Below are 19331 nucleotides of genomic sequence, written 5' to 3'. Positions count from 1 at the left end.
GGATAACGCTCCTGCAGAATAGGCCTGCACCGGGGCACCGCCAATAGCCAATCGCCGGATAAACCCGCAGACCAATCGTCAGGCTACTTGCTGCAAAATGTCGCGCACGCGGTCCAGCGCCGTGTCGATGTCCAGGGTTTCAATCGCGCCGAACCCCAGGAAAAGCCCGGCCCTCGGCGCTTGCTGATAGAAAAAGCTGTCGATGGCGTAGAGCCCGACTTCGACCTTTTTTGCGAGTTCTATCACCAGCGGGATGTCGAACGGCACCTTGCACAGCACCACCATATGGAACCCTGCGGTGGTCGGCACCGCTTCCAGCCACGGTGAAAGGTCACCGGCCATGCGCGCCAGGATTCGCTCACGGCGCCCGGCGTAAATCGTGTGGCAACGGCGGATATGCTTGAGCAGGCAGCCTTCGGCAATGAACTTGGCCAGCGCCCATTGCGGCAGGGTCGAGGTATGCAGGTCGGTGAGTTGCTTGGCGCGTATCACCGCTTCGAGGATCGCCGGCGGCAGAATCGCATAGCCCAGCCGCAGCTCCGGCAGCAGCGTTTTCGAGAAGGTGCCGACGTAGGCGACGATGCCGCGCTCATCCATGCTTTGCAGTGAGTCGGTAGGCCGGCCTTCGTAGCGGAATTCGCTGTCGTAATCGTCCTCGATAATGATCGCGCCTAGCTCATGGGCCCGCGCCAGCAGGGCTTCGCGACGCGCCTGGCTCATCGGCATGCCCAGCGGGAACTGGTGGGACGGCGTGACATAAATCAGCCGCGTGCCATCGGGAATCAGCGCGACCTGAATGCCTTCGGCGTCCACCGGCACCCCGACCACCGTGGCGCCGTGGCTGCCGAACAACAGGCGCGCCGGCGGATAACCCGGGTCTTCCATCGCCACAATGCTGCCAGCCTGGATCAGCACCCGGGCAATCAGATCCAGTGCTTGCTGGGCGCCGTTGCACACCACCACGTCTTCGTCCTGGCAATTGACCCCACGGGAAAACGCGATATGCCGGGCAATCGCATTGCGCAGCGCCGGCAAGCCTTCGGGCAGGCTATAGAAACCCTTGGAACCGGCAATCTGCCGCAGCGCGTGGGAGGTACAGCGCCGCCAGTCGTCCTGGGGGAATTGGCCCTTGCTGGTGGCGCCGCCGATAAAGTCGTAACGCAGCGAACCCTCAAGCGTCGGGTGGCGCAGGAACACCGGCAGGTTGCGCCAGGACTCGATCACCTCACTGCTGGCCAGTTCCGAATGGCTTTGCTTGCGCTGGATTTTTGCCGGTCGTGCGTTGACGTAGGTGCCTTTGCCCGTCACTCCGGTGAGGAAGTTTTCGTAGGTCAGTTGCGAGTACGTGTCGGAAATGGTCTTGCGCGAAATCCCCAGTTGTTCGGCCAACAAACGGCTGGGCGGCAACTGTGTGCCGGCTGCCAGGCGACCGGTTTCGATGGCACTGCGCAGTTGTTGGTACAACTGGCCTGCCAGGTCTTTGCGGCCGTTGATGACAACGTGAAGTTCCATACCAGCGGGGCTCCTGGGGCTGTGACGCGACTGTGGGTCGCGCCAGATTACCCCCATTGCGCCATTGCATAGAAGTTGCGTGGGCAAAATGCGCTGGATTGGTCTGCTGCCGGGTGGTCCATGGGTTTTTCGTGGAATTGGATCTGTAACGCCGCTGCATCAGCGCCTACCGTGGAATCACACATCCGCGCTACGAGGTCCCTCCATGAATCCGCGTCTGGACTACTACAGCGCGTCGCCCAAAGCGATGAAAGCCATGATTGCCATGGAAGCGCTGACCAGCAACCTGAGCATCGAGCCGGCCTTGCTGCACCTGATTAAAATCCGCGCTTCGCAACTCAACGGCTGCGCGTTCTGCACCGACATGCACTCGGTGGATGCCCGGCGCCTTGGCGAGACAGATCGGCGTTTGTATTCGATCGTGGTCTGGCGTGACAGTGGCTTCTTCAACCCTCGGGAACGGGCGGCGCTGGCCTGGACTGAAGCAGTGACGTTGCTCTCGGAAAGTCATGTGCCGGATGAAGTCTATGGGCTGGCGCGGGCGCAGTTCAGTGAAAGTGAATTGGTGGATTTGACCATCGCGGTGACCACCATCAACAGCTGGAATCGGCTGGCGGTGAGTTTTCGGCAAACCCCGAGTGACTAAAGATCTTTAAACCACCGATAACCCCTGTGGGAGCGAGCTTGCTCGCGATAGCGGTGTGTCAGTCAATAGAGATGTTGAATGAACTACCGCTATCGCGAGCAAGCTCGCTCCCACAGGTGACGGTGTCAGATTCAGAAATGTTGCGGTGTTTGATCACTTGCCCATCAACAGCGGCGAAGTCCCGGTAGTCGGCGCAGGCCGCTGCGGTTTCACCGAGGTGCCAAACGTATTGCCCATGCGCGTACTGGTAGCGGCCGGGGTGGCCAAGCCCATCTGATTTGGCGCGCGCTGGTTGACCGGATCGTTCATCGCTTCCTGATTTTTCTGCGCCGCCGCTGCGCCTTCGGGGTTATTGCCCATCTGCTGGCTCAAGCAGCCATAGTCCGGCGCCTTGTAGCCACCGACACTGACTTCGACGCACCCCAGCGGCTCTTCAGCCTGCACCGCGCTTATGCCCATCATCAGCAGCACGCCTGCCGCCACACCCAATATCGGTTTCATCAATGGCCTCCTGGCCGGCCCGGCTGGACCGCTCTGGGTTCGAGTCTAGTGCAAAGCCGCTGACCATCCCGTGATGGTTTTTTTGCACCGGCCGTCACACCAGAGTCATATACAGCCCTCAGGATGACGGTTTTCAGGGTACGTCAGCCGTGCAGCGAGGCAGAGCCAGGGACGGGCATCGGGGTTCAGAGATGAGGGCTCGAGGCGTGTTGCGCGGCGTTGTGTGCCTGTGGCTGTTGCTGTGGCTGATGCCGGCGCGATCTCAAGGCGAGCAGCCCCAGGCCTGGAACACCTACGACATTGCAGCGCAAGAACTGAGCAGCGCCCTCGACGCTTTCGGCCGCAGCAGCGGCATGGCGGTGCTGGTGGATCGCCAACTGACTCGCGGTCGGCGGTCGATCGGCGTCCAAGGTCGCTTAACCGCGACTCAAGCACTGAATACATTGCTCGTCGGCACGGGATTGATGGCGCGTTACGCCCGTGCGGATGCGTTCACCTTGCAGGTCGCGCAAGTCGCGCCCGTGACGTTGCCCCCGGGAGCGACGAACACCGGCAGTCAGCTCGGCAGCAGTTATGCGCTGGCGATTCAATCGGCCATCGAGCGACGCTTATGCGCGTCGCCCCTGACCCGACCCGGTGATTATCGGGCCTTGCTGCAAGTGTGGATCGGCCGCGATGGCGCGGTGCAACACAGTCGCCTGGTCACCTCCAGCGGCGATACACAACGCGATGCAGCGCTGGTGGACAGCGTGCAACACCTCAGGATCGAACGGTCGCCGCCCAGCTCGTTGCGCCAGCCGGTGACCTTGCTACTCGTACCGGACTCATCAGGAAAACGCATGGAATGCACACAGCAGGAAGGAGCCTTCGGGGCATGAAAGACAGCGGACAGAGTTCGATGGTCAGGCTGTTCCTGACGTCCTACGACGATTTCAAGGTGCGCCTGCGCCGCCGTCTCGGCTCTGAGGACCTGGCCAACGACGTGCTGCACGAAACCTACCTGCGCGTGGACCGCATGGTCGAACCGCCCAACCTCACACAGCCCAACGCTTACCTCTATCGCATGGCGCTGAACATCGCCGCCGACCGTCGTCAGTCTGATGCGCGTTTGCTCACCGGCACGGAGGTGGAAGAACTGTTGCAGATGTCCGACGAAGTCCTCGACCCCGCGCGAGTGGTGGGCGGGCAGAAGGAAATCCAGACCCTGCTCAAGGCCCTTTACGAGCTGCCCGCGCGGCGGCGCAAAATCTTCATTGCTGCACGCCTGGAGGAGGCGCCGCACCTGGAAATCTCCCAGCGTTTCGGCATTTCCACGCGCATGGTCGAGAAGGAAATCAAAGCCGCGCTGGGGCACTGTGCCGCCCGTTTGGAAAGAAAAGTGATTCAGCGGTTCGGTCCCGGGGCAGGAAAACCGTCTTGAAAGAAGAGAACGAACTAAACCGTGAGTATTCCTGCGCTTGAACATCTTTCGTTTCCCATCGCCTGAGCCTTCGCCCGAGGATCGCTTGCACAGCGAAGCCCGGGACTGGCTGATCCTGCTGACCTCCGGCCGAGCCACCGCCGCCGACGCCCGAGCCTTGCGCCAGTGGTGCGCGCAAAGCGCCGAGCACGCCCAAGCCTTCGAGCGCAGCAAGGCGTTATGGCACGGATTGAAACCGGCAGCCGAAGCGTTGCAGGCGCCACGGCATTTTGGCCGGCGGGCGTTTCTCGGTGGCGCGGTGGCCGCATCGGCGGCGTTGTTTCTGGTCCGATACACGGTGCCGGGCGGTTTCTCTGGTATTGGCGCGGACTACATCACGGAAGTGGGCGAACAGCGCCGATTCGACCTCGGCGATGGCGTCAGCCTGGAACTCAACACCCAGACGCGCATCAGTCGCCGTGAGTTGGCCGACGGGGTGCAAAGTATCGAGTTGCTGAGCGGCGAAGTCGAAGTGCTGGCGCGGCAAACCACGCCATTGAAAGTGCAGGCCGGGGCAGGGTGGTTGAGTGCCAGCCAGGCGCGTTTCAACCTGCGCAACACCAATCAGAGCGTCTGCGTCACGTGCCTCGACGGCGCTTTGCAGGTCGATGTGCAAGGCCAGCGGATTCGTTTGGAGTCCGGCCAGCAACTGACGTACAGCGCTCAACAAGTCAGCGCGCCGAAAACCGTCGACACCTCGGCGGTGATCGCCTGGCGCCAGCAAGTGCTGGTGTTCAACGACGCGACCCTGAGCCAGGTGATCGACGAGATCAACCGCTACCGGCCAGGCATGTTGCTGCTGCTCAACGCCGAGTTGGGCAAACGCAAGGTTCAGGCACGATTCAGCCTGGACCAATTGGCAGGTGTGGCATTGCTGATTCGCGATGCGTACGGAGCGACATGTACCGAGTTGCCCGGCGGGGTGGTGGTGCTTAGCTGAGATCCAGGTTGCCTGCACCGGCCCCTTCGCGAGCAAGCCCGCTCCCACAGTAGATTGGCGTCTTCCACACATTTCGCGTACACCGCAGATCCCCTTGTGGGAGCGAGCCTGCTCGCGAAGGCCGTGCCAGCCACCATCAATGTTGAATGTGCAACCGCCTTCGCGAGCAGGCTTGCTCCCACAGTGGGTTGGTGTCTTCCACACATTTCGTGCACACCGCAGATCTCCTTGTGGGAGCGAGCCTGCTCGCGAAAGCGGTGTGTCAGCTAACGAATATGTTGGAAGTTAATTTGCCTTCGCGAGCAGGCTCGCTCCCACAGGAGTCGCCGTCGAACACAGATGCAGTGCCCACCGCAGATCCCCTGTGGGAGCGAGCTTGCTCGCGATGAGGCCCTCACAGCCACCATCAAACTCGGCGATTAAACCCGCGCCCGAATCTGCCGCCCCAATACATCCATCACATCGCAGCCATCGCGCAACAACATCGCTGCTGCATGCGCTAGCTGCTGCACATCCGCTCCTTTGGCCTGAGTAATGTCGAGGCTGGCCAAACTCTCCATCATCTGCGTCACCGCCAAAAAACGCGTCGCGGCACTGCTGTGCAACACATCCAGCGGCGCCTGCGTGGCAATCATCACCACCGGAATCTCGGCATCATTGTTGGTCATCGGCATATGCGCATTCATGCCTCACCTCCCGCTTGCGCCACGTGCATGCCGTCGATGGAGGCTTGAACCAGTGAACGCGCGGTGCCGAGCATTTGCTTGCTCGCCCAACGTAACGTCGCAATGTGTTCCGGGCGGGTGGCGTTTGGGGCTTGATGGGCGAGGGCTTCGGCGCAGCTGAGGTAGACCGAGGCGTGTTCCAGGGCGTCGAGCAGGGGAATGCCGGGTTGTACGGCGAAGAGGTGATGGTCAACGTGATCGCAGGGGGCGAAGGGGGTGGATTTTGTGGTTGCGTTTGTCATAGGTGTAGCTCCTTAGTAATCAAGAGCTGCCACTTGGTCGCCGTCAAACGATGGGGTGGCAACTGTGCGCAGGTTGACGGACCGGTCTAAGGTACCCGGCGCACTCGAAAGTGCCCCGCGCACAGTCACCATAAAGCTTTGTGTCGAGCATACGAATGCACGAGCAAAGTTGGAGAACAATGCGCACCTTAAAACCGCCGAGCCGTCAAACCCGATCACGAATGAGTCGTGACAGGCGCGAGGATAGGGAGTGAGGGCAGGGCAGTCAACCGGCGGAAGGTCCGAAATATCGACTGTGCCTGTAGGCATGTTCTGGCCCTGACCAAATGCCAGGAACAACCCATTTCCTTTGTGGGTGAGAGCTTGCTCGCGAAGGTGGGGTGTCAGCCAACATCAATGCTGAAAGGCCCTTCGTTTTCGCGAACACCTTGGCTTGCAATGGTGAGCTAATTGAGAGTTCCTGGGATTTTTGTAATGCAGATGTCGTCGAGTCCGAAGCCCAAGGTTATCCGGTCCCGAGTATAAAGAGTCAAGGAGGTAGGCCCTGGGACAGTAATACGCTGTGCGAAAGCTCCCCATTGGGACGTAAGTGGAATGTAGTGCTCTGTACCATTGTAATTAATAACAAAATTTCTTTGTGTGAGTTCGTAATTACAAGCCCTTCCACTCACTTCATATATTCCGGGCTCGAACTGGAAGTGTTTTTTTATGCCTGGAGAGTCACCGTTTAGACGAAGGTAGTTATTTCCCCCTTCATTAAGAATCTGAACCGTCCCGCTTGGCTGATATTTCTCCCAGTCATTCATCCCACGCTCGAAGTCGGTACAGTCGAGCTGATTTTCAGGTCGAGCCAGAAAATAGAGATCGCTCACGGGGAATAGCACCGCTCTCGGTGCATTATTTTCTGGGTCAAACACCACCTCAAGTTTTATTCGGATGGCACTCTCGTGTTTGAAATTTTCCAATTCACTGCGCGATATGGTTTTATTTAATCCATGATTTTTTTCGCTCTCTGTCACGCGATAATTTCTAGCAACATCTATTGTGTACTCAGTGTCATCCCCTTTTACCCCTTCCACATATAGGCTGTATTTCTGATTCTCCTCAATGATCAACCAAGGAGTAACTTTGATATTTGAATCCCCGATAAATGTACTAAGATCCAGCACGTTCGTGCCGTTGGTTTCTACCACATTGGGCATTGGTAATCGCGAATCTCCATCAATGACTTTCATCACTCTGAGGAGCAGCGGTTCAGAATGGTCTATCTGCTGATTTTCACGAATCAATATCCAGTTCAACTCGAAAGACTTGTCATGTCGCATCGACAAAGACGCCGGGGTGAGGATGAAGTCAGCAACGCCCACACTGAACTCCTGTACCGGAAACGGCACAGATCCCGGCGCCGGATTGATTTCTTTCAGTAATGCTTTGTCACCAGGCTCGTCTGTGAACAGGACACGTACGGTCACCCCGGTGGGGTAATCAAGTACATCAATCGGATTGGTGGCGGGTGGCAGTAGGATCGGCGGCGTCAAATCCAGCCTCGCGCTACCCACACTCAACACCCGTTTGCGGGAAAACCGTGTCGCCTCAATCCCGCGCTTGCGGTAGTAATCTACTTCCACCGTGCCAGTCAGGTTGGGATGAATATGCTCCGCTCTGACCAGAAACGGCACCGGTTTGCCGGCGGTCTGGGTGGTCAGCGGAATTTCATACCGCGGGTGTGCACCGGTGACCGAACCGGTCCAGCGCAGGCCGACGATGTCGCCCGCCAGAGTATCCCCCGGCACGTTGAACGGCGCGATCACGTTGGCACCGTTCGGAGTGTTTTCCGGCAGCAGCACATCGCCGTCGGCTTCGGTGATCTCCGGTTGGTTGAAGTCGGGCAGGGCCACGCCGACCCGGAGTTCCAGCGGCAGAGATTCGCGTTCGCTGCGCACCGACAGGTCATCGTTGGCCACCACGTAGTAGAGCTTCAGGGTGCCGCCGCCCAACGGCGCGATTTCGCTGCCGGGCAGGTCGCGGGTGATGGCTGATCGGCCGTCACTGTCGGCGACGATGATGCGGATCGGGTAATAGGTATCGCTGCCGCCCGGACGTTGGCCCTGGCAATGGATCGTGATCAGGTCGCCGGTTTTTCGACCTTCAAAGTAGGCCACGGAAATGGTCGCGTAAGGTGCATCCGCCGGCAGGGTGCCGCCCGGGGCTTGCGCCACGCTCGGCGCGGGCAAACGGTTGATGTCGCCGCGCACGCTGACGCTGGCGTTTTTCGATGGACGATTGGCTTCGCCACTGCGGATGCGCACGTAGGAGACCGTGGCGTAGCCCTGGGCGATGGCTTTGACGGCGGCGTTTGGGATGGTGAAGTCGAGTTGAAAGTCCACGAAATCGACGGTTTGCTCCAGCGGTCCGACGATGATCGGCGAGCCTTGGGCGGGGGTGCCGGTCCAGGTCATCTGCACCTTGTCGTTCAAGGCGAAATTGCTGCCCGGGGTGTAGAGACGGACGCTGACCTCGTCATCGCCCAACTGATCGAGGTCGATGCTATTGGTCGGTCGGCCCGCCACCAGAACCAGCGGCGCACTCAGTCGATTGCCGCCCAAATCCACCAGCACATAGGTGTATTTCGCCCACGGCGCGCGTTCATCCGGGCGGTTATCGACGCAGTCGATCACCTGAAAGGTCACCACCACGCGGTCGCCATCCCCGGCGGCTTCGATCCTGGCGCGGGTGAAGGTGATGATGATCGGATGGTTCACCGGGTCGTCGACTTGCGCCTGGGTCACCGGGTAATGCATGACTTCCTGACTGCCCCAGCGGCAGACGATACGGTCGAACGCGGTCATGTGCTGGTAGGGCTCGATGCGCATCTCGATGCCGGCGTCCGCCATGGCTGAATCGACGCCACCGGAGATGTTCGTGAGGAAGGAGTACTGGAACCCGGAATGCCCCTCTTCAGGACTGTCGTCATAGCCGCCGGGGCGGGTGGTCTTGACCAGGTAGGTCTCCAGCGGCACCGAACGCTCCGGGGCCTGGTTGCGTCGCGTGATCTGGTAAAACACCGGCATCGCATCGCCGTCCAGGACGTGGCCGCGAGGGATCCAGCGCACCACTTGCTGATCCAGTTCGTGATCAAACTCGATGGTTTTGCTGGCGGCCGGCGAGGTGAGGCTTTGCCAAAACACATCAACCTGATCGCCAACGCCCATGACGGCCCAGGGCGGGATGATGCATTGCAGGTTCCCTTCGAGCGCCCGAATCGGAATACCGCCGGCGTAGTGCCGCGGGTCGACCAGCGTGGTGCTGGACGGGAAGTACGGCGGGCGCAACGACGGGGGGAGTTCGTTGGACGCTTCGGATTCAATCGCAGGGAACTGGGTCATGGGAACGCTCCTTCACCGTAAAACGGGGCTGGCCGGGAGGGGCCTGCGGGATGGAGGTATCACACGGGAAAGAGCGGGGGGCTGGCTACTGTCAGATCTGACAGTAGCGACGAGTGGTGAGCTGGCAGACGCCAAAACTGTAGGAGCTGAGCTTGCTCGCGAAAGCGGTCGTTCATTGAGCATTGATGTTATCTGACACGCCGCCTTCGCGGGCAAGCCTCGCTCCTACAGTTGATTACCGTCGTACACAAAATTTGCGCACACAGCAGACCCCGTGTAGGAGCGAAGCTTGCTCGCGAAAGCGGTCTTGCCGTCGACATTGTTGTTGCCTGACACGCCGCCTTCGCGGGCAAGCCTCGCTCCTACAGTGGATCACGGTCGTACACAAAATTCGCGCCCACCGTCGATTCCCTGTGGGAGCGAGCCTGCTCGCGAAAGCGGTCTTTCAGTCGACATCGATGTTGTCTGACACGCCACCTTCGCGGGCAAGCCTCGCTCCTACGGGGATCTGTGCGTGGGCGGTGATGCCCGATATGAAGCTTTCATGACAAAAGTTCGGTAGCACTTCGCAAGGAAGGTCATGCCTATGTGACGCGCTTGAGGGGGCCGAGAGGCCACTTTTCTGAGCCGAGGCGGGACGCCGGGAGTGAGGCAATGGGGACTATGGAACGCTACTCGAAAGTGGGCATGCAAGAGCTCGATCAACGCTTGTCGAAGATCGTCGAAGCCGCGCGCAAGAAGCCGGTTTCGGTGTATCGCTACGGCGCGCCGTGGGTCTGGATCGTGTCGCAGGATGACTGGCAGGGCGCTCTGAAAGAGGTGTCCAGCTACATTCCGCCGGGCCATTCGCTGGTGCTGCTGCGCCCACAAATCGATGACCTGCTCGAAGATCATCGCGACGTCCTGCATGGCCTCAACGCCGAACCCGGGATGCTGATCGCCCCGCAAACGGTCATGCACATCCTGCTGCTGCAACTGCTCTATTCGGTGCCCAGCGAGCAGCAACTCTATGAGCAGCTCAATTACAACCTGCTGTTCCGCTGGTTCGTCGGCCTGGACCTGAATCAAAAGGTCTGGAGCTTCAACGTCCTCAGTCGCGACATCGCCACCCTGCTGAACAACCCGCGGGCGGTGCAACTGATCCAGAAAATCATTGGCGAAGTGTTCTGCGGTGCCTTGCTGCAAATGCCCGAGTTCTCGTTGAACTTTGCGTTGCTGCACACCTGGCTGGGCAAACACGCCGCGACATCGACAGCAAGCAATTGAGTGGGCCAAACGCCGGGCAAACGGCGACGGTCATTTCGAATTCAGGGGGTGGTGTGGAGCATCTTTTCAAGACGCGGCTGGCGCTGTGGGGCTGGTTGCTGGTGACGGCGGGCGTGCAACCGGCATGGGCCGAAGAAACCGCGCCGGCCAAATTGGTCGATGTGAACGAGTACTTCGTGCGCGGCAACACCGTGCTCGATGCCCGGGCCATCGAAGAGGCGGTGTACCCGTTTCTCGGTCCGCAAAAGGCCCTGACCGATATCGAAGGCGCTCGCGAGGCGTTGCAGAAGGCCTATCAGGCTCGCGGTTATCAGTCGGTGTTCGTCGAGTTGCCGGAGCAAAAAGTCGAGGACGGCATCGTCTACCTGCAAGTCAGCGAAACCAAGGTCGGCCGGGTGCGTGTGGTCGGCGCCAAGCACTATTCGCCGCTGGACATCCGCGAAGACGTCCCGGCGCTGAAGGAAGGCGAAGTGCCGGACTTCAGCAAGGTCCAGGGCGAGCTGGCGCAACTGAACAAGACCCCGAGCCGCCAAGTGATGCCGCTGGTACGTGAAGGCCAGCGCCCCGGCACCATGGACGTGGACTTGCAGGTCGAGGACCAAAAACCGTGGCAGGCCAGCATCGGCCTGAATAACGACTACAGCGCCGACACCGAGAAGCTGCGCACCGTCACCAGCCTGGGCTACAACAACCTCTGGCAGCTCGGTCACAGCATTTCGCTGACCTTCTTCACCGCACCGCAAGACACCGACAACGCCAAGGTCTGGTCCGGTTCTTACACCGCGCCGTTGAACGAGCGCTGGAGCGTGCAGTTCTCCGGTTATCAGTCCGACAGTAACGTCGCCACCATCGGCGGCAGCAACGTACTGGGCAAGGGCCACTCCTATGGTGTCTCGGCGATTTACACGCTGCCGTCCAGCGGCAACTGGTCCAATTCGTTGTCCGCCGGTATCGACTTCAAGGACTTCGACGAACAACTGACCCTCGGTGGCGAAAGTGACAAGGTGCCGCTGAAATACGCGCCATTCACCTTCGCCTACAACGGCTTTCGCTACACCGAAAACACCCAGTTGGGCCTCGGCCTGAGCCTGGTGGCCGGCACTCGCAGTCTGTTTGGCTACGGCAGCTCGGACGAAGACTTCGACTACAAACGCTATCGCGCCAGCCCTAGTTTCGCCGTGCTCAAGGGCGACACCAATTTCACCTACACCTTCGCCAGCGACTGGCAGACCGCGAGCAAAGCCGCGTTCCAGTTGGCGTCCGGGCCGTTGGTTTCCAACGAGCAATTCTCTGCCGGCGGCGCGACGTCGGTGCGCGGTTATCTGGCTGCCGAGCGCACCGGTGACGACGGCGTTCTGCTGAGTCAGGAACTGCGCACACCGTCTCTGGCCAAGTACCTGGGCACTTACGTTCAGGACTGGCGTTTCTATGCCTTCGCCGAAGGTGCCCAGTTGTATCTGCGTGACGAGCTCCCCGATCAGGACGCCGATTACGCCCTGGCCAGTGTTGGCCTGGGCACCCGCGCGAGCCTGAGCAAATGGCTGTCCGGCAGCCTGGATTGGGGCTATCCGCTGCTCGAAGGGCCGAACACGCAAAAACACGATTCGCGCCTGCATTTCAACCTTCAGGCCACATTCTAAAAGGAGCATTTTCATGCAGCGCTTATTCATCGCTTTCCTGATCTGCCTGGGCTTCGCGCTCCCGGCCACCGCCCAGGCCTGGTGGCAGGACGACTGGCATTACCGCAAGCAGATTGCCGTGGACACCACGCCTCAAGGCGCGGCCATCAACGAAGCCCTCGGTCGCACGGCATTGCTGGTGCGCCTGCACACCGGCAACTTCACCTTTGACGGGGTCAAGGAGGACGGCTCGGACCTGCGCTTCGTCGCTGCCGATGACAAAACCGTGCTCAACCATCAGATCGAAAGCTTCGACCCGCTGATGGGCATGGCGCTGATCTGGGTCGATGTGCCGAAAGTCGAGGGCGGTCAACGCCAGGACATCTGGATGTACTACGGCAACCAGAAAGCCCCGGCCACGGGCAACGGTCAGTTGACCTTCGACCCGAATTACACCGCGCTCTACCACTTCGACGGCGCCAACGGCACCCCGGCCAAAGACACCACCGCTTACGGCAACACCGCGCAAAGTGCGACCGGCGCCAGCATCGATGGCGTGATCGGCCGTGCCTTGCAGTTCAGCGGTCAGCCGTTGTTGCTGCCGGCCAGTCCTTCGCTGCAACACAACGCAGGCAGCGCGTTCACCTTCAGTGCCTGGTTGCGCCTGGATCAGGCCAATGGCGAGCAGCTTGTACTCGCAAGACGTGAAGGCGCGAATAGCCTGCTGCTCGGCCTGAACCAAGGCATGCCGTTTGTGGAAATCGACGGTCAGCGTGCCGTGTCGACGCAACCGCTGAACCCCGGTCAATGGCAACACCTGGCGTTGAGCGCCGAAGGCAGCAAGGTGTCGCTGTACCTCAATGGCCGTGAAACCGCGAGCCTCGCCGTGCCCATGCCCGCGTTCAATTCGGTCATGGCGATCGGCGCCGACCTGTCCGCCAGCGCCTATTTACCATTCGCTGGCGCGATGGATGAGTTGCGCCTGTCTAAGGTTGCGCGCCCGGCCGCACTGTTGCTGGCCGACGCCAACGCCCAAGGCGCCGAGTCGAAACTGGTGGCTTACGGCGTCGATGAAGAACAGTCGGGCTACGGCTTCGGCAGCCTCGGTTTCCTGCTCAACGCCGTGCCGCTGGACGCCTGGGTAATCATCGCCGTGCTGGTGCTGATGATGTTCCAGTCGTGGGTGATCATGATCCGCAAGAACCGCATGGTCAGCCGCGTCAGCGCCGCCAACGAAGGCTTTCGCGAACAGTTCGCCAAGGTCGGCACGCGCCTGGAAATGTTCGCCGACGATCAGGAACTCGCCCAGCGTTTGCAGCATTCGTCGCTGTGGCGTTTGTACCTGGTGGCGGTGAAGGAAATCCGCACTCGGCGGGAGCAGGGCGCCGATACCTCGTCGGTGTCGGCGGCGACCATCGAAGCGATCCGCTGCTCCATGGACGGCGTGCGCACCCGCGAAAACCAGGCCCTCAGCTCGAAACTCTCGACCCTGTCCAACGCCATTGCCGGCGGGCCTTACATCGGCCTGCTCGGCACGGTGCTGGGGATCATGGTGGTGTTCCTCGGCACGGCGATGGCCGGCGACGTCAACATCAACGCCATCGCCCCGGGCATGGCCGCCGCGTTGTTGGCCACGGCCATGGGCCTGTTCGTCGCGATCCCGGCACTGTTTGGCTACAACCGCCTGATCACCCGCAACAAGGAGGTCAGCGCCGACATGCGTGTTTTCGTCGACGAGTTCATCACTCGCTTGGCGGAGATGCATGGCGAGGGCCAGTTCAGTGAGGCGGCGCACCGCCGTGGCAATCACACCAATGCGTCCGTACCGGCCTGAGGAGCAAAAAGCACATGGCTTCCGTAAATGCCTCCCACGACGACGAAGACGATGCAGCGGTGGACACGATCAACATCACGCCGTTGGTGGACGTGCTGATGGTGGTGCTGGTGATGTTCATCCTCACCGCCACCGCCCAGGTATCGGGCATCCAGATCAACTTGCCCAAGGCCAGCGCCTCAGTGTCGTTGTCCGAGGCCAAGACCAAGGCGATTTCAGTCAACGACGGCGGCCAGGTTTTCCTTGATGCCTACCCGGTGACGTTGGCTGAGTTGGAAGACCGGTTGCGCATCGAGAAAGCCCAGAGCCCGGATTTTCCGGTGATCGTGCGCGGCGATGCCCAGGTGCAGTACCAGAAGGTCATCGAGGTGCTGGACCTGCTGCGCCGTCTCGAACTGTCCCAGGTCGGTCTCGTCACCGGCAAACCGAGCCAGGGCTGATCATGACCGCACAACAGCCTTTCAATCCGTTACCGGTGAAGACGTCACCCGTGCGCTTTCTCAAGTGGGGCGTCGGGTTGCTGCTTGGCGCCGTCGCGGCGTGGTTTCTCTGGCAGTGGGCCAACGATATGAGTGGTATTCGCCGGGAAGCGCCGAAGGTGCCGACGATTATTCCGCTGCCGCCACCGCCACCACCGCCGCCGGAAAAACCACCCGAACCCGAGCCGCCCGTGGAAGAAAAAATGGTCGAGCCGCAACCGACCCCGGAGCCCGAAGAGGTCAAGCCGCAAGAGGAAGCGCCGCCATCCCCGGCGGATGACCTGGCCAACCCGATGCAAATGGACGGCGATGCGCAGTCCGGCAACGACGCCTTCAACATCGGCGCGGGCAAGGGCGGCGGCATGGCCGGGGCTGGCGGCGGGCGAGTGGGCAATGGCACTTACAGCCAGTTTTTGGCGTTCACCTTTCAGCGCTTGCTGCGGGAGAACCCGGACCTGCGCAACCTGGCCTTTTCGCTGCAAGCCGACGTCTGGCTAAGCGGCGTCGGCGAAATCACAAGGGTCGAGTTGGTCAAGTCCAGCGGTAAACCCGAGATCGACACTCAGGTGCTCGCCGCCTTACGCAGCGCGCCGCACCTGAGCGAACGGCCACCGGCCTCCATGACCTTGCCCGTGCGCCTGTCCCTGCAAGGGCGGCGTCCGGGTTAACCGAATTTTATGAAGTTTGCCAAAAGGAGTTGTGTGCAGATGATTTCCAACGTGAATCGATTGTCCCTGGCGGTCGGCATGGTCATTGCGACCCTGGTCGGGCACGCAGCGGCAGCCCCTGCGCCCTCGGAAAACGCCACGATCAATCTGATCCGCTTGCTGGTCGAGCAGGGCATTTTGAAGCAGGACAAGGCCGACGCATTGATCGCCCAGGCCCAGAACGAAGCGGCCCAGGCTCGTCAGGCCGCGAGTGCGCCGGCGGTCGTTGCGGCAGGTCCGGTGGCGGCGCCCGGGGATGTGCGGGTGCAGTATGTGCCGGCGGCCGTGCGTGATCAGATCCGTGATCAGGTGAAAGCCGAGGTCATGGCCACCGCCAAGCAAGAGAACTGGGCCCAGCCCAATACGTTCCCGGATTGGGTGTCGCGCATCAGCTTCGACGGCGACATTCGTCTGCGCGACGAATCACGGTACTACTCCGACACCAACAGCAACGAGATCGTCGACTTCGCCAAGCTCAACAACAATGGCCCGTACGACGTGAACCCCAACAGCAGCACGAGCCTGCCGCCGTTGCTCAACACTCGGGAAGACCGCTCCAACCTGTTCCGCCTGCGCGCGCGCCTGGGCATGAAAGCGGTGCTCGCGCCGGACTGGACCGCCGGGATTCGCCTCGGCACCGGTTCCGACAACAACCCGGTTTCGACTACGCAAACCTTGGGCGGCGGCTTCGGCAAGAAAGACATCTGGCTCGATCAGGGTTACCTGACCTGGAAGGCGACGGATGACGTGACACTGACCGGCGGACGGATCGCCAACCCGTTTTTCTCCACCGATATGCTGTATTCCAACGAGCTGAACTTCGACGGCATCGCGGCGATTTTCGACCACAAACTCAGCCGCGATTGGGGCGTGTTCGGCACCGTCGGTGCGTTCCCGGTGGAGTACACCAACGACACCAGCTCCAGCAACGGCCTGGACAAGGAAGACAGCGACAACAAATGGCTGTACGGCGCGCAGATCGGCGCCAAATGGGCGATCAACAGCAACAACCGGCTCAAGGGTGCGCTGGCGTATTACCGCTTCGACGACATCGAAGGCCAACGCTCCAGCCCTTGCGAACCCTGGGCCGGCGCGCCGGGGTGCGACACCGACGGCAGTCGCTCGGCGTTCATGCAAAAGGGCAACAGCGTGTTCCTGCTGCGCGACATCACGCCCAACCCGCTCAACCCGGCCGCCACGCCGCAGCCGCAATTCGTCGGCCTGGCCTCGGAAATCAACCTGCTGGACCTGAACCTGGTGTGGGATGCCGACCTGCCGCACGACTTCAAATTGCGCAGCCAGGGCAACTACATCCACAACCTCGGCTACGACGAAGGCGACATGCGCAAACGCTCGGCCGGGCAGCTCGTCAACAACCTCGACAGCAGCGGCAACATCGAAAGCGGCGCCAATGCGTGGATGGTGCAATTCACCCTCGGCAGTGAGCTGGAGTTGAAGAAGCAGGGCGACTGGAATTTCTTCGCCGGCTACAAATACATCCAGCCCGATGCCTTGCCTGATGGCTTCAACGACTCGTCGTTCCACTTGGGCGGGACCAACGCCAAGGGCTACTTCCTCGGCGGCAACTATGGCCTGGCCAAGAACGTCTACGCCACCGGCCGCTGGTTGAGTTCCGAGGCGGTGTATGGCGCGCCGTTCGACATCGATGTCTTGCAGCTTGAAATCAACACGCGCTTCTAGGGCGCAGGGAGAGCTTCATGAAATCACTATGTGTGCTGCTGACGCTGGGGCTGCTGTTCGCTCAAGGCGCCAGCGCCGAAGGCATGGAAGAACGCCTGCGCACCCAGTTGCGTAGCACCACCCAACAGCTGCAAGCGCTGCAAAGTCAGCAGGCCCAGGCCAGCGCCGCACAACTGGCGGCGCAGAGTGAGGCCAAGGCTGCCCAGGCGCAGATCAAGCAACTGACGGCAGAACTCGCGAAGGTCAAAGGTGTGGCCGAACAACTGTCCGGTCAGCAAAGCAGCCTGCAAAGCCAAGCCCAGGCCCAAGCGGTGGCCAGTAGCGAGCAGATCGGCAAGTTCAAAAAGGCGTATGAGGAGCTATTGGTCATGACCCGTGCCAAAGAGGCAGAACGGGCTAAGCTCCAGACGCAATTGGCTGAACGTGACACACAAGTGCAGCAATGTTCAGTCAAGAATCAGCAGATGTATGGCGTGGCCAAGGAGATTCTCACGGCCTACGAAAAAATTGACGTCGCCGAGGTGATGAAAATTCGCCAACCGTTCGCCGGCAGCGCCCGGGTCAAGTTCGAAGAGCTGGCCCAGGGTTTTGGCGACGAACTCTACAAGACTCAGTTCGACGCGCCCCAGGCGGCGGTCGCTCACTAATCCAAGGATGAACCCCATGACTCAATTGATCAGCCACGTATCGCCGCAATCCCTGACCGACGTGCTGCAAGCCGCCGGTTACCGGGTCAACCAGACTGAACAGAACGGCATCGTGCAATTGCTCAGCGCCAGCCAGGGCATCGGCTACGCCGTGCGTTTTGGCAACCCGGCGGTGGAGCAGGGCAGTTACGTCGACTTTACCTTCAGCTGCGCCTTGCGCGTGCAGGGCGAGTTGCCGGCCGGGCTGGCGGAACTGTGGAACGCGTCGCGGCGCTTTGCCCGGTTGTCGGTGCAGGGCGAGTTCCTGGTGATGGAAATGGACGTGGTAGTGGCCGCCGGCGTCAGCGCCGATCACCTGAAGGGCAATCTGGAACTGTGGGATCGCCTGCTGCAGGAGTTCATCGTGTACCTGCGTGAATACAGCCAGAACGCTGCGAATTTGCAGACTCAAGCACAAGTGCAAACCGCCGAAGCGACAGACGAGGTTCCAGCGCTGTGAAAAAACGAACGGCAGTGGTCAGCGCCGGTGCGCTGACCTTGCTGGTGGTGGCCGTTGCATTGGGCCTGCGACCGGGTAACGACCCGGTGGCGGCTCAGCAGCCGGTACCCTCGGCAATGAGTGTGAATGGGCCAGCGGTGGCGCGACTGGGCAATCAACAGGTCACGCCTGATGAACTGATGGGGTTGCTCGCCACCGCTGCGCCTGAAGTTCGCGAGCAACTGCGAGGCAATCGTGGGGCGCTGGAAAGCTGGATTCGCTCGCGCCTGGCTGAAAAGGCTGTGCTTGAACAGGCGGATGCGCAGGGCTGGCGGCAACGCCCTGAGGTGGAGCAGCAAACCCGCGCGGCCACCGAGCAAATTGTCTTTCGCGATTATTTGCAGTCGGTCAGTCAAGTGCCGGCGGATTACCCCAACGCTGAGCAGTTGCAGCAGGCGTATGAGGCGGGGAAATCCGGCTGGGAGATGCCGCCGGCGTATCGGGTCAGTCAGATTTTCCTGGCGGTGCGCGATCCGCAGAACCTTGAAAACGTGCGCAAGCAGGCGCTGGAACTGAGCAAGAAAGCCCAGGCCGCACCGACGGAATTTGCCGCGTTGGCGAGCCAGTATTCACAGGGCGGCGTCAGTGACACCGGGCTGCAACCCTTGCAGCAATTGGTGCCTGAGGTACGCGGCGCGGTGTCGCGACTGAAAGTCGGCGCGGTATCGGACCCGGTGCAGAGCGCGGCGGGTTTCCATGTCATCAAACTCACCGAGCAACAACCGGCCCGCGTGGCCACCCTCGACGAACTGCGCGAACGTTTGACCCTGGCCCTGCGTGCCCAACGTCAGGAACAAATCGCCAAGGCCTACCTGGAAGGCATGCTCAACACCGCGACACTGAGCATTGATGGGGCTGAGCTGAACAAAGTGCTGGAGGAAAAACTTTAGATTCGCAGCGCTGATCAGGACGCTTTCGCGGGCAAGCCTCGCTCCTACGGGGGAATGTGATTGGCAGAGAATGTGTGAACAACACAGCACCCCTGTAGGAACGAGGCTTGCCCGCGAAGAGGCCATGACATTTAACAATGATGTCGGCTGACCTGGCGCTTTCGCGAGCAGGCTCGCTCCCACAGGGGATAGCACTGAGTCAGTTGAAGTACTGCAATCCAAACAAAGATCGACAGGGA

The 19331-nt window shown here is 60.8% G+C and carries 18 protein-coding genes; 13 read left to right on the top strand and 5 right to left on the bottom strand.

The features are described 5' to 3' along the window. Nucleotides 1-78: 78 nt before the first annotated feature. A complete protein-coding gene (gene pdxR, locus ACWIKB_RS24690) occupies nt 79-1512 on the bottom strand; it encodes a MocR-like pyridoxine biosynthesis transcription factor PdxR (protein ID WP_475270050.1) in 1434 nt (477 codons plus the stop codon). Nucleotides 1513-1717: 205 nt separating this feature from the next. On the opposite strand from pdxR, the gene ACWIKB_RS24685 reads away from it, so the two are divergent. Next, nucleotides 1718-2158 (top strand): carboxymuconolactone decarboxylase family protein, encoded by a 441-nt coding sequence (locus tag ACWIKB_RS24685; RefSeq protein ID WP_475270048.1) that lies wholly within the window; start codon nt 1718-1720, stop codon nt 2156-2158. Between the two features lie 153 nt (nt 2159-2311). On the opposite strand, the gene ACWIKB_RS24680 is transcribed toward ACWIKB_RS24685, so the two are convergent. Beyond that, entirely contained in the window at nt 2312-2620 is a 309-nt protein-coding gene (locus ACWIKB_RS24680; protein WP_475270118.1) for a hypothetical protein, read from the bottom strand. A gap of 230 nt (nt 2621-2850) precedes the next feature. On the opposite strand from ACWIKB_RS24680, the gene ACWIKB_RS24675 reads away from it, so the two are divergent. Genes ACWIKB_RS24675 through ACWIKB_RS24665 form a run of 3 tightly spaced genes read left to right on the top strand, consistent with a single transcriptional unit; the run spans nt 2851 to nt 5058 of the window. Further along, nucleotides 2851-3537: a secretin and TonB N-terminal domain-containing protein gene (locus ACWIKB_RS24675; RefSeq protein WP_475270047.1), complete on the top strand. Its 687-nt coding sequence runs from the start codon at nt 2851-2853 to the stop codon at nt 3535-3537. Then, nucleotides 3534-4079 (top strand): RNA polymerase sigma factor, encoded by a 546-nt coding sequence (locus ACWIKB_RS24670; RefSeq protein ID WP_475270045.1) that lies wholly within the window; start codon nt 3534-3536, stop codon nt 4077-4079. The genes ACWIKB_RS24675 and ACWIKB_RS24670 overlap by 4 nt, the downstream gene beginning before the upstream one ends. Before the next feature lie 37 nt (nt 4080-4116). Continuing rightward, nucleotides 4117-5058 carry a FecR family protein gene (locus ACWIKB_RS24665; RefSeq protein WP_475270043.1) on the top strand — a complete coding sequence of 314 codons (942 nt, stop codon included), beginning with the start codon at nt 4117-4119 and terminating at the stop codon, nt 5056-5058. Between the two features lie 419 nt (nt 5059-5477). Here ACWIKB_RS24665 and ACWIKB_RS24660 read toward each other — a convergent pair whose 3' ends face one another. The 3 genes from ACWIKB_RS24660 to ACWIKB_RS24650 form a co-directional block, all read right to left on the bottom strand. Beyond that, nucleotides 5478-5744: a short-chain dehydrogenase gene (locus ACWIKB_RS24660; protein WP_475270041.1), complete on the bottom strand. Its 267-nt coding sequence runs from the start codon at nt 5742-5744 to the stop codon at nt 5478-5480. Then, entirely contained in the window at nt 5741-6025 is a 285-nt protein-coding gene (locus ACWIKB_RS24655; RefSeq protein WP_475270039.1) for a DUF3077 domain-containing protein, read from the bottom strand. The genes ACWIKB_RS24660 and ACWIKB_RS24655 overlap by 4 nt, the downstream gene beginning before the upstream one ends. 446 nt (nt 6026-6471) lie before the next feature. Continuing rightward, complete coding sequence (locus ACWIKB_RS24650; RefSeq protein WP_475270037.1) at nt 6472-9411, bottom strand: hypothetical protein; 2940 nt, start codon at nt 9409-9411, stop codon at nt 6472-6474. Between the two features lie 654 nt (nt 9412-10065). On the opposite strand from ACWIKB_RS24650, the gene ACWIKB_RS24645 reads away from it, so the two are divergent. From ACWIKB_RS24645 to ACWIKB_RS24605, 9 genes are read left to right on the top strand one after another with little or no spacing between them, the layout of a single operon-like run. Then, nucleotides 10066-10677, top strand: coding sequence for a transposase (locus ACWIKB_RS24645; RefSeq protein ID WP_475270035.1), 612 nt, complete (start codon nt 10066-10068; stop codon nt 10675-10677). Between the two features lie 53 nt (nt 10678-10730). After that, nucleotides 10731-12317: a ShlB/FhaC/HecB family hemolysin secretion/activation protein gene (locus tag ACWIKB_RS24640; RefSeq protein WP_475270033.1), complete on the top strand. Its 1587-nt coding sequence runs from the start codon at nt 10731-10733 to the stop codon at nt 12315-12317. Between the two features lie 13 nt (nt 12318-12330). Continuing rightward, nucleotides 12331-14130: a DUF2341 domain-containing protein gene (locus ACWIKB_RS24635; protein ID WP_475270032.1), complete on the top strand. Its 1800-nt coding sequence runs from the start codon at nt 12331-12333 to the stop codon at nt 14128-14130. A gap of 14 nt (nt 14131-14144) precedes the next feature. Further along, complete coding sequence (locus ACWIKB_RS24630; protein ID WP_149658241.1) at nt 14145-14570, top strand: ExbD/TolR family protein; 426 nt, start codon at nt 14145-14147, stop codon at nt 14568-14570. A 2-nt stretch (nt 14571-14572) separates the two neighbouring features. Further along, nucleotides 14573-15277 carry an energy transducer TonB gene (locus tag ACWIKB_RS24625; RefSeq protein ID WP_475270029.1) on the top strand — a complete coding sequence of 235 codons (705 nt, stop codon included), beginning with the start codon at nt 14573-14575 and terminating at the stop codon, nt 15275-15277. A gap of 39 nt (nt 15278-15316) precedes the next feature. Next, on the top strand, nt 15317-17017 hold the full coding sequence (locus tag ACWIKB_RS24620; RefSeq protein WP_475270027.1) for a putative porin: 1701 nt from the start codon (nt 15317-15319) through the stop codon (nt 17015-17017). A 17-nt stretch (nt 17018-17034) separates the two neighbouring features. Then, entirely contained in the window at nt 17035-17664 is a 630-nt protein-coding gene (locus ACWIKB_RS24615) for a DNA repair protein (protein ID WP_475270025.1), read from the top strand. 16 nt (nt 17665-17680) lie between these two features. Beyond that, nucleotides 17681-18163, top strand: coding sequence for a YbjN domain-containing protein (locus tag ACWIKB_RS24610; RefSeq protein ID WP_475270023.1), 483 nt, complete (start codon nt 17681-17683; stop codon nt 18161-18163). Beyond that, nucleotides 18160-19092: a peptidylprolyl isomerase gene (locus ACWIKB_RS24605; protein WP_475270021.1), complete on the top strand. Its 933-nt coding sequence runs from the start codon at nt 18160-18162 to the stop codon at nt 19090-19092. Before ACWIKB_RS24610 ends, ACWIKB_RS24605 begins: the two co-directional genes overlap by 4 nt. Nucleotides 19093-19331: the final 239 nt, after the last annotated feature.

The sequence above is a fragment of the Pseudomonas sp. 5Vm1k genome (assembly GCF_056161485.1).
Note: the sequence above shows the minus strand (reverse complement) of the source record. Positions and strands in the feature narration are given on the sequence as shown.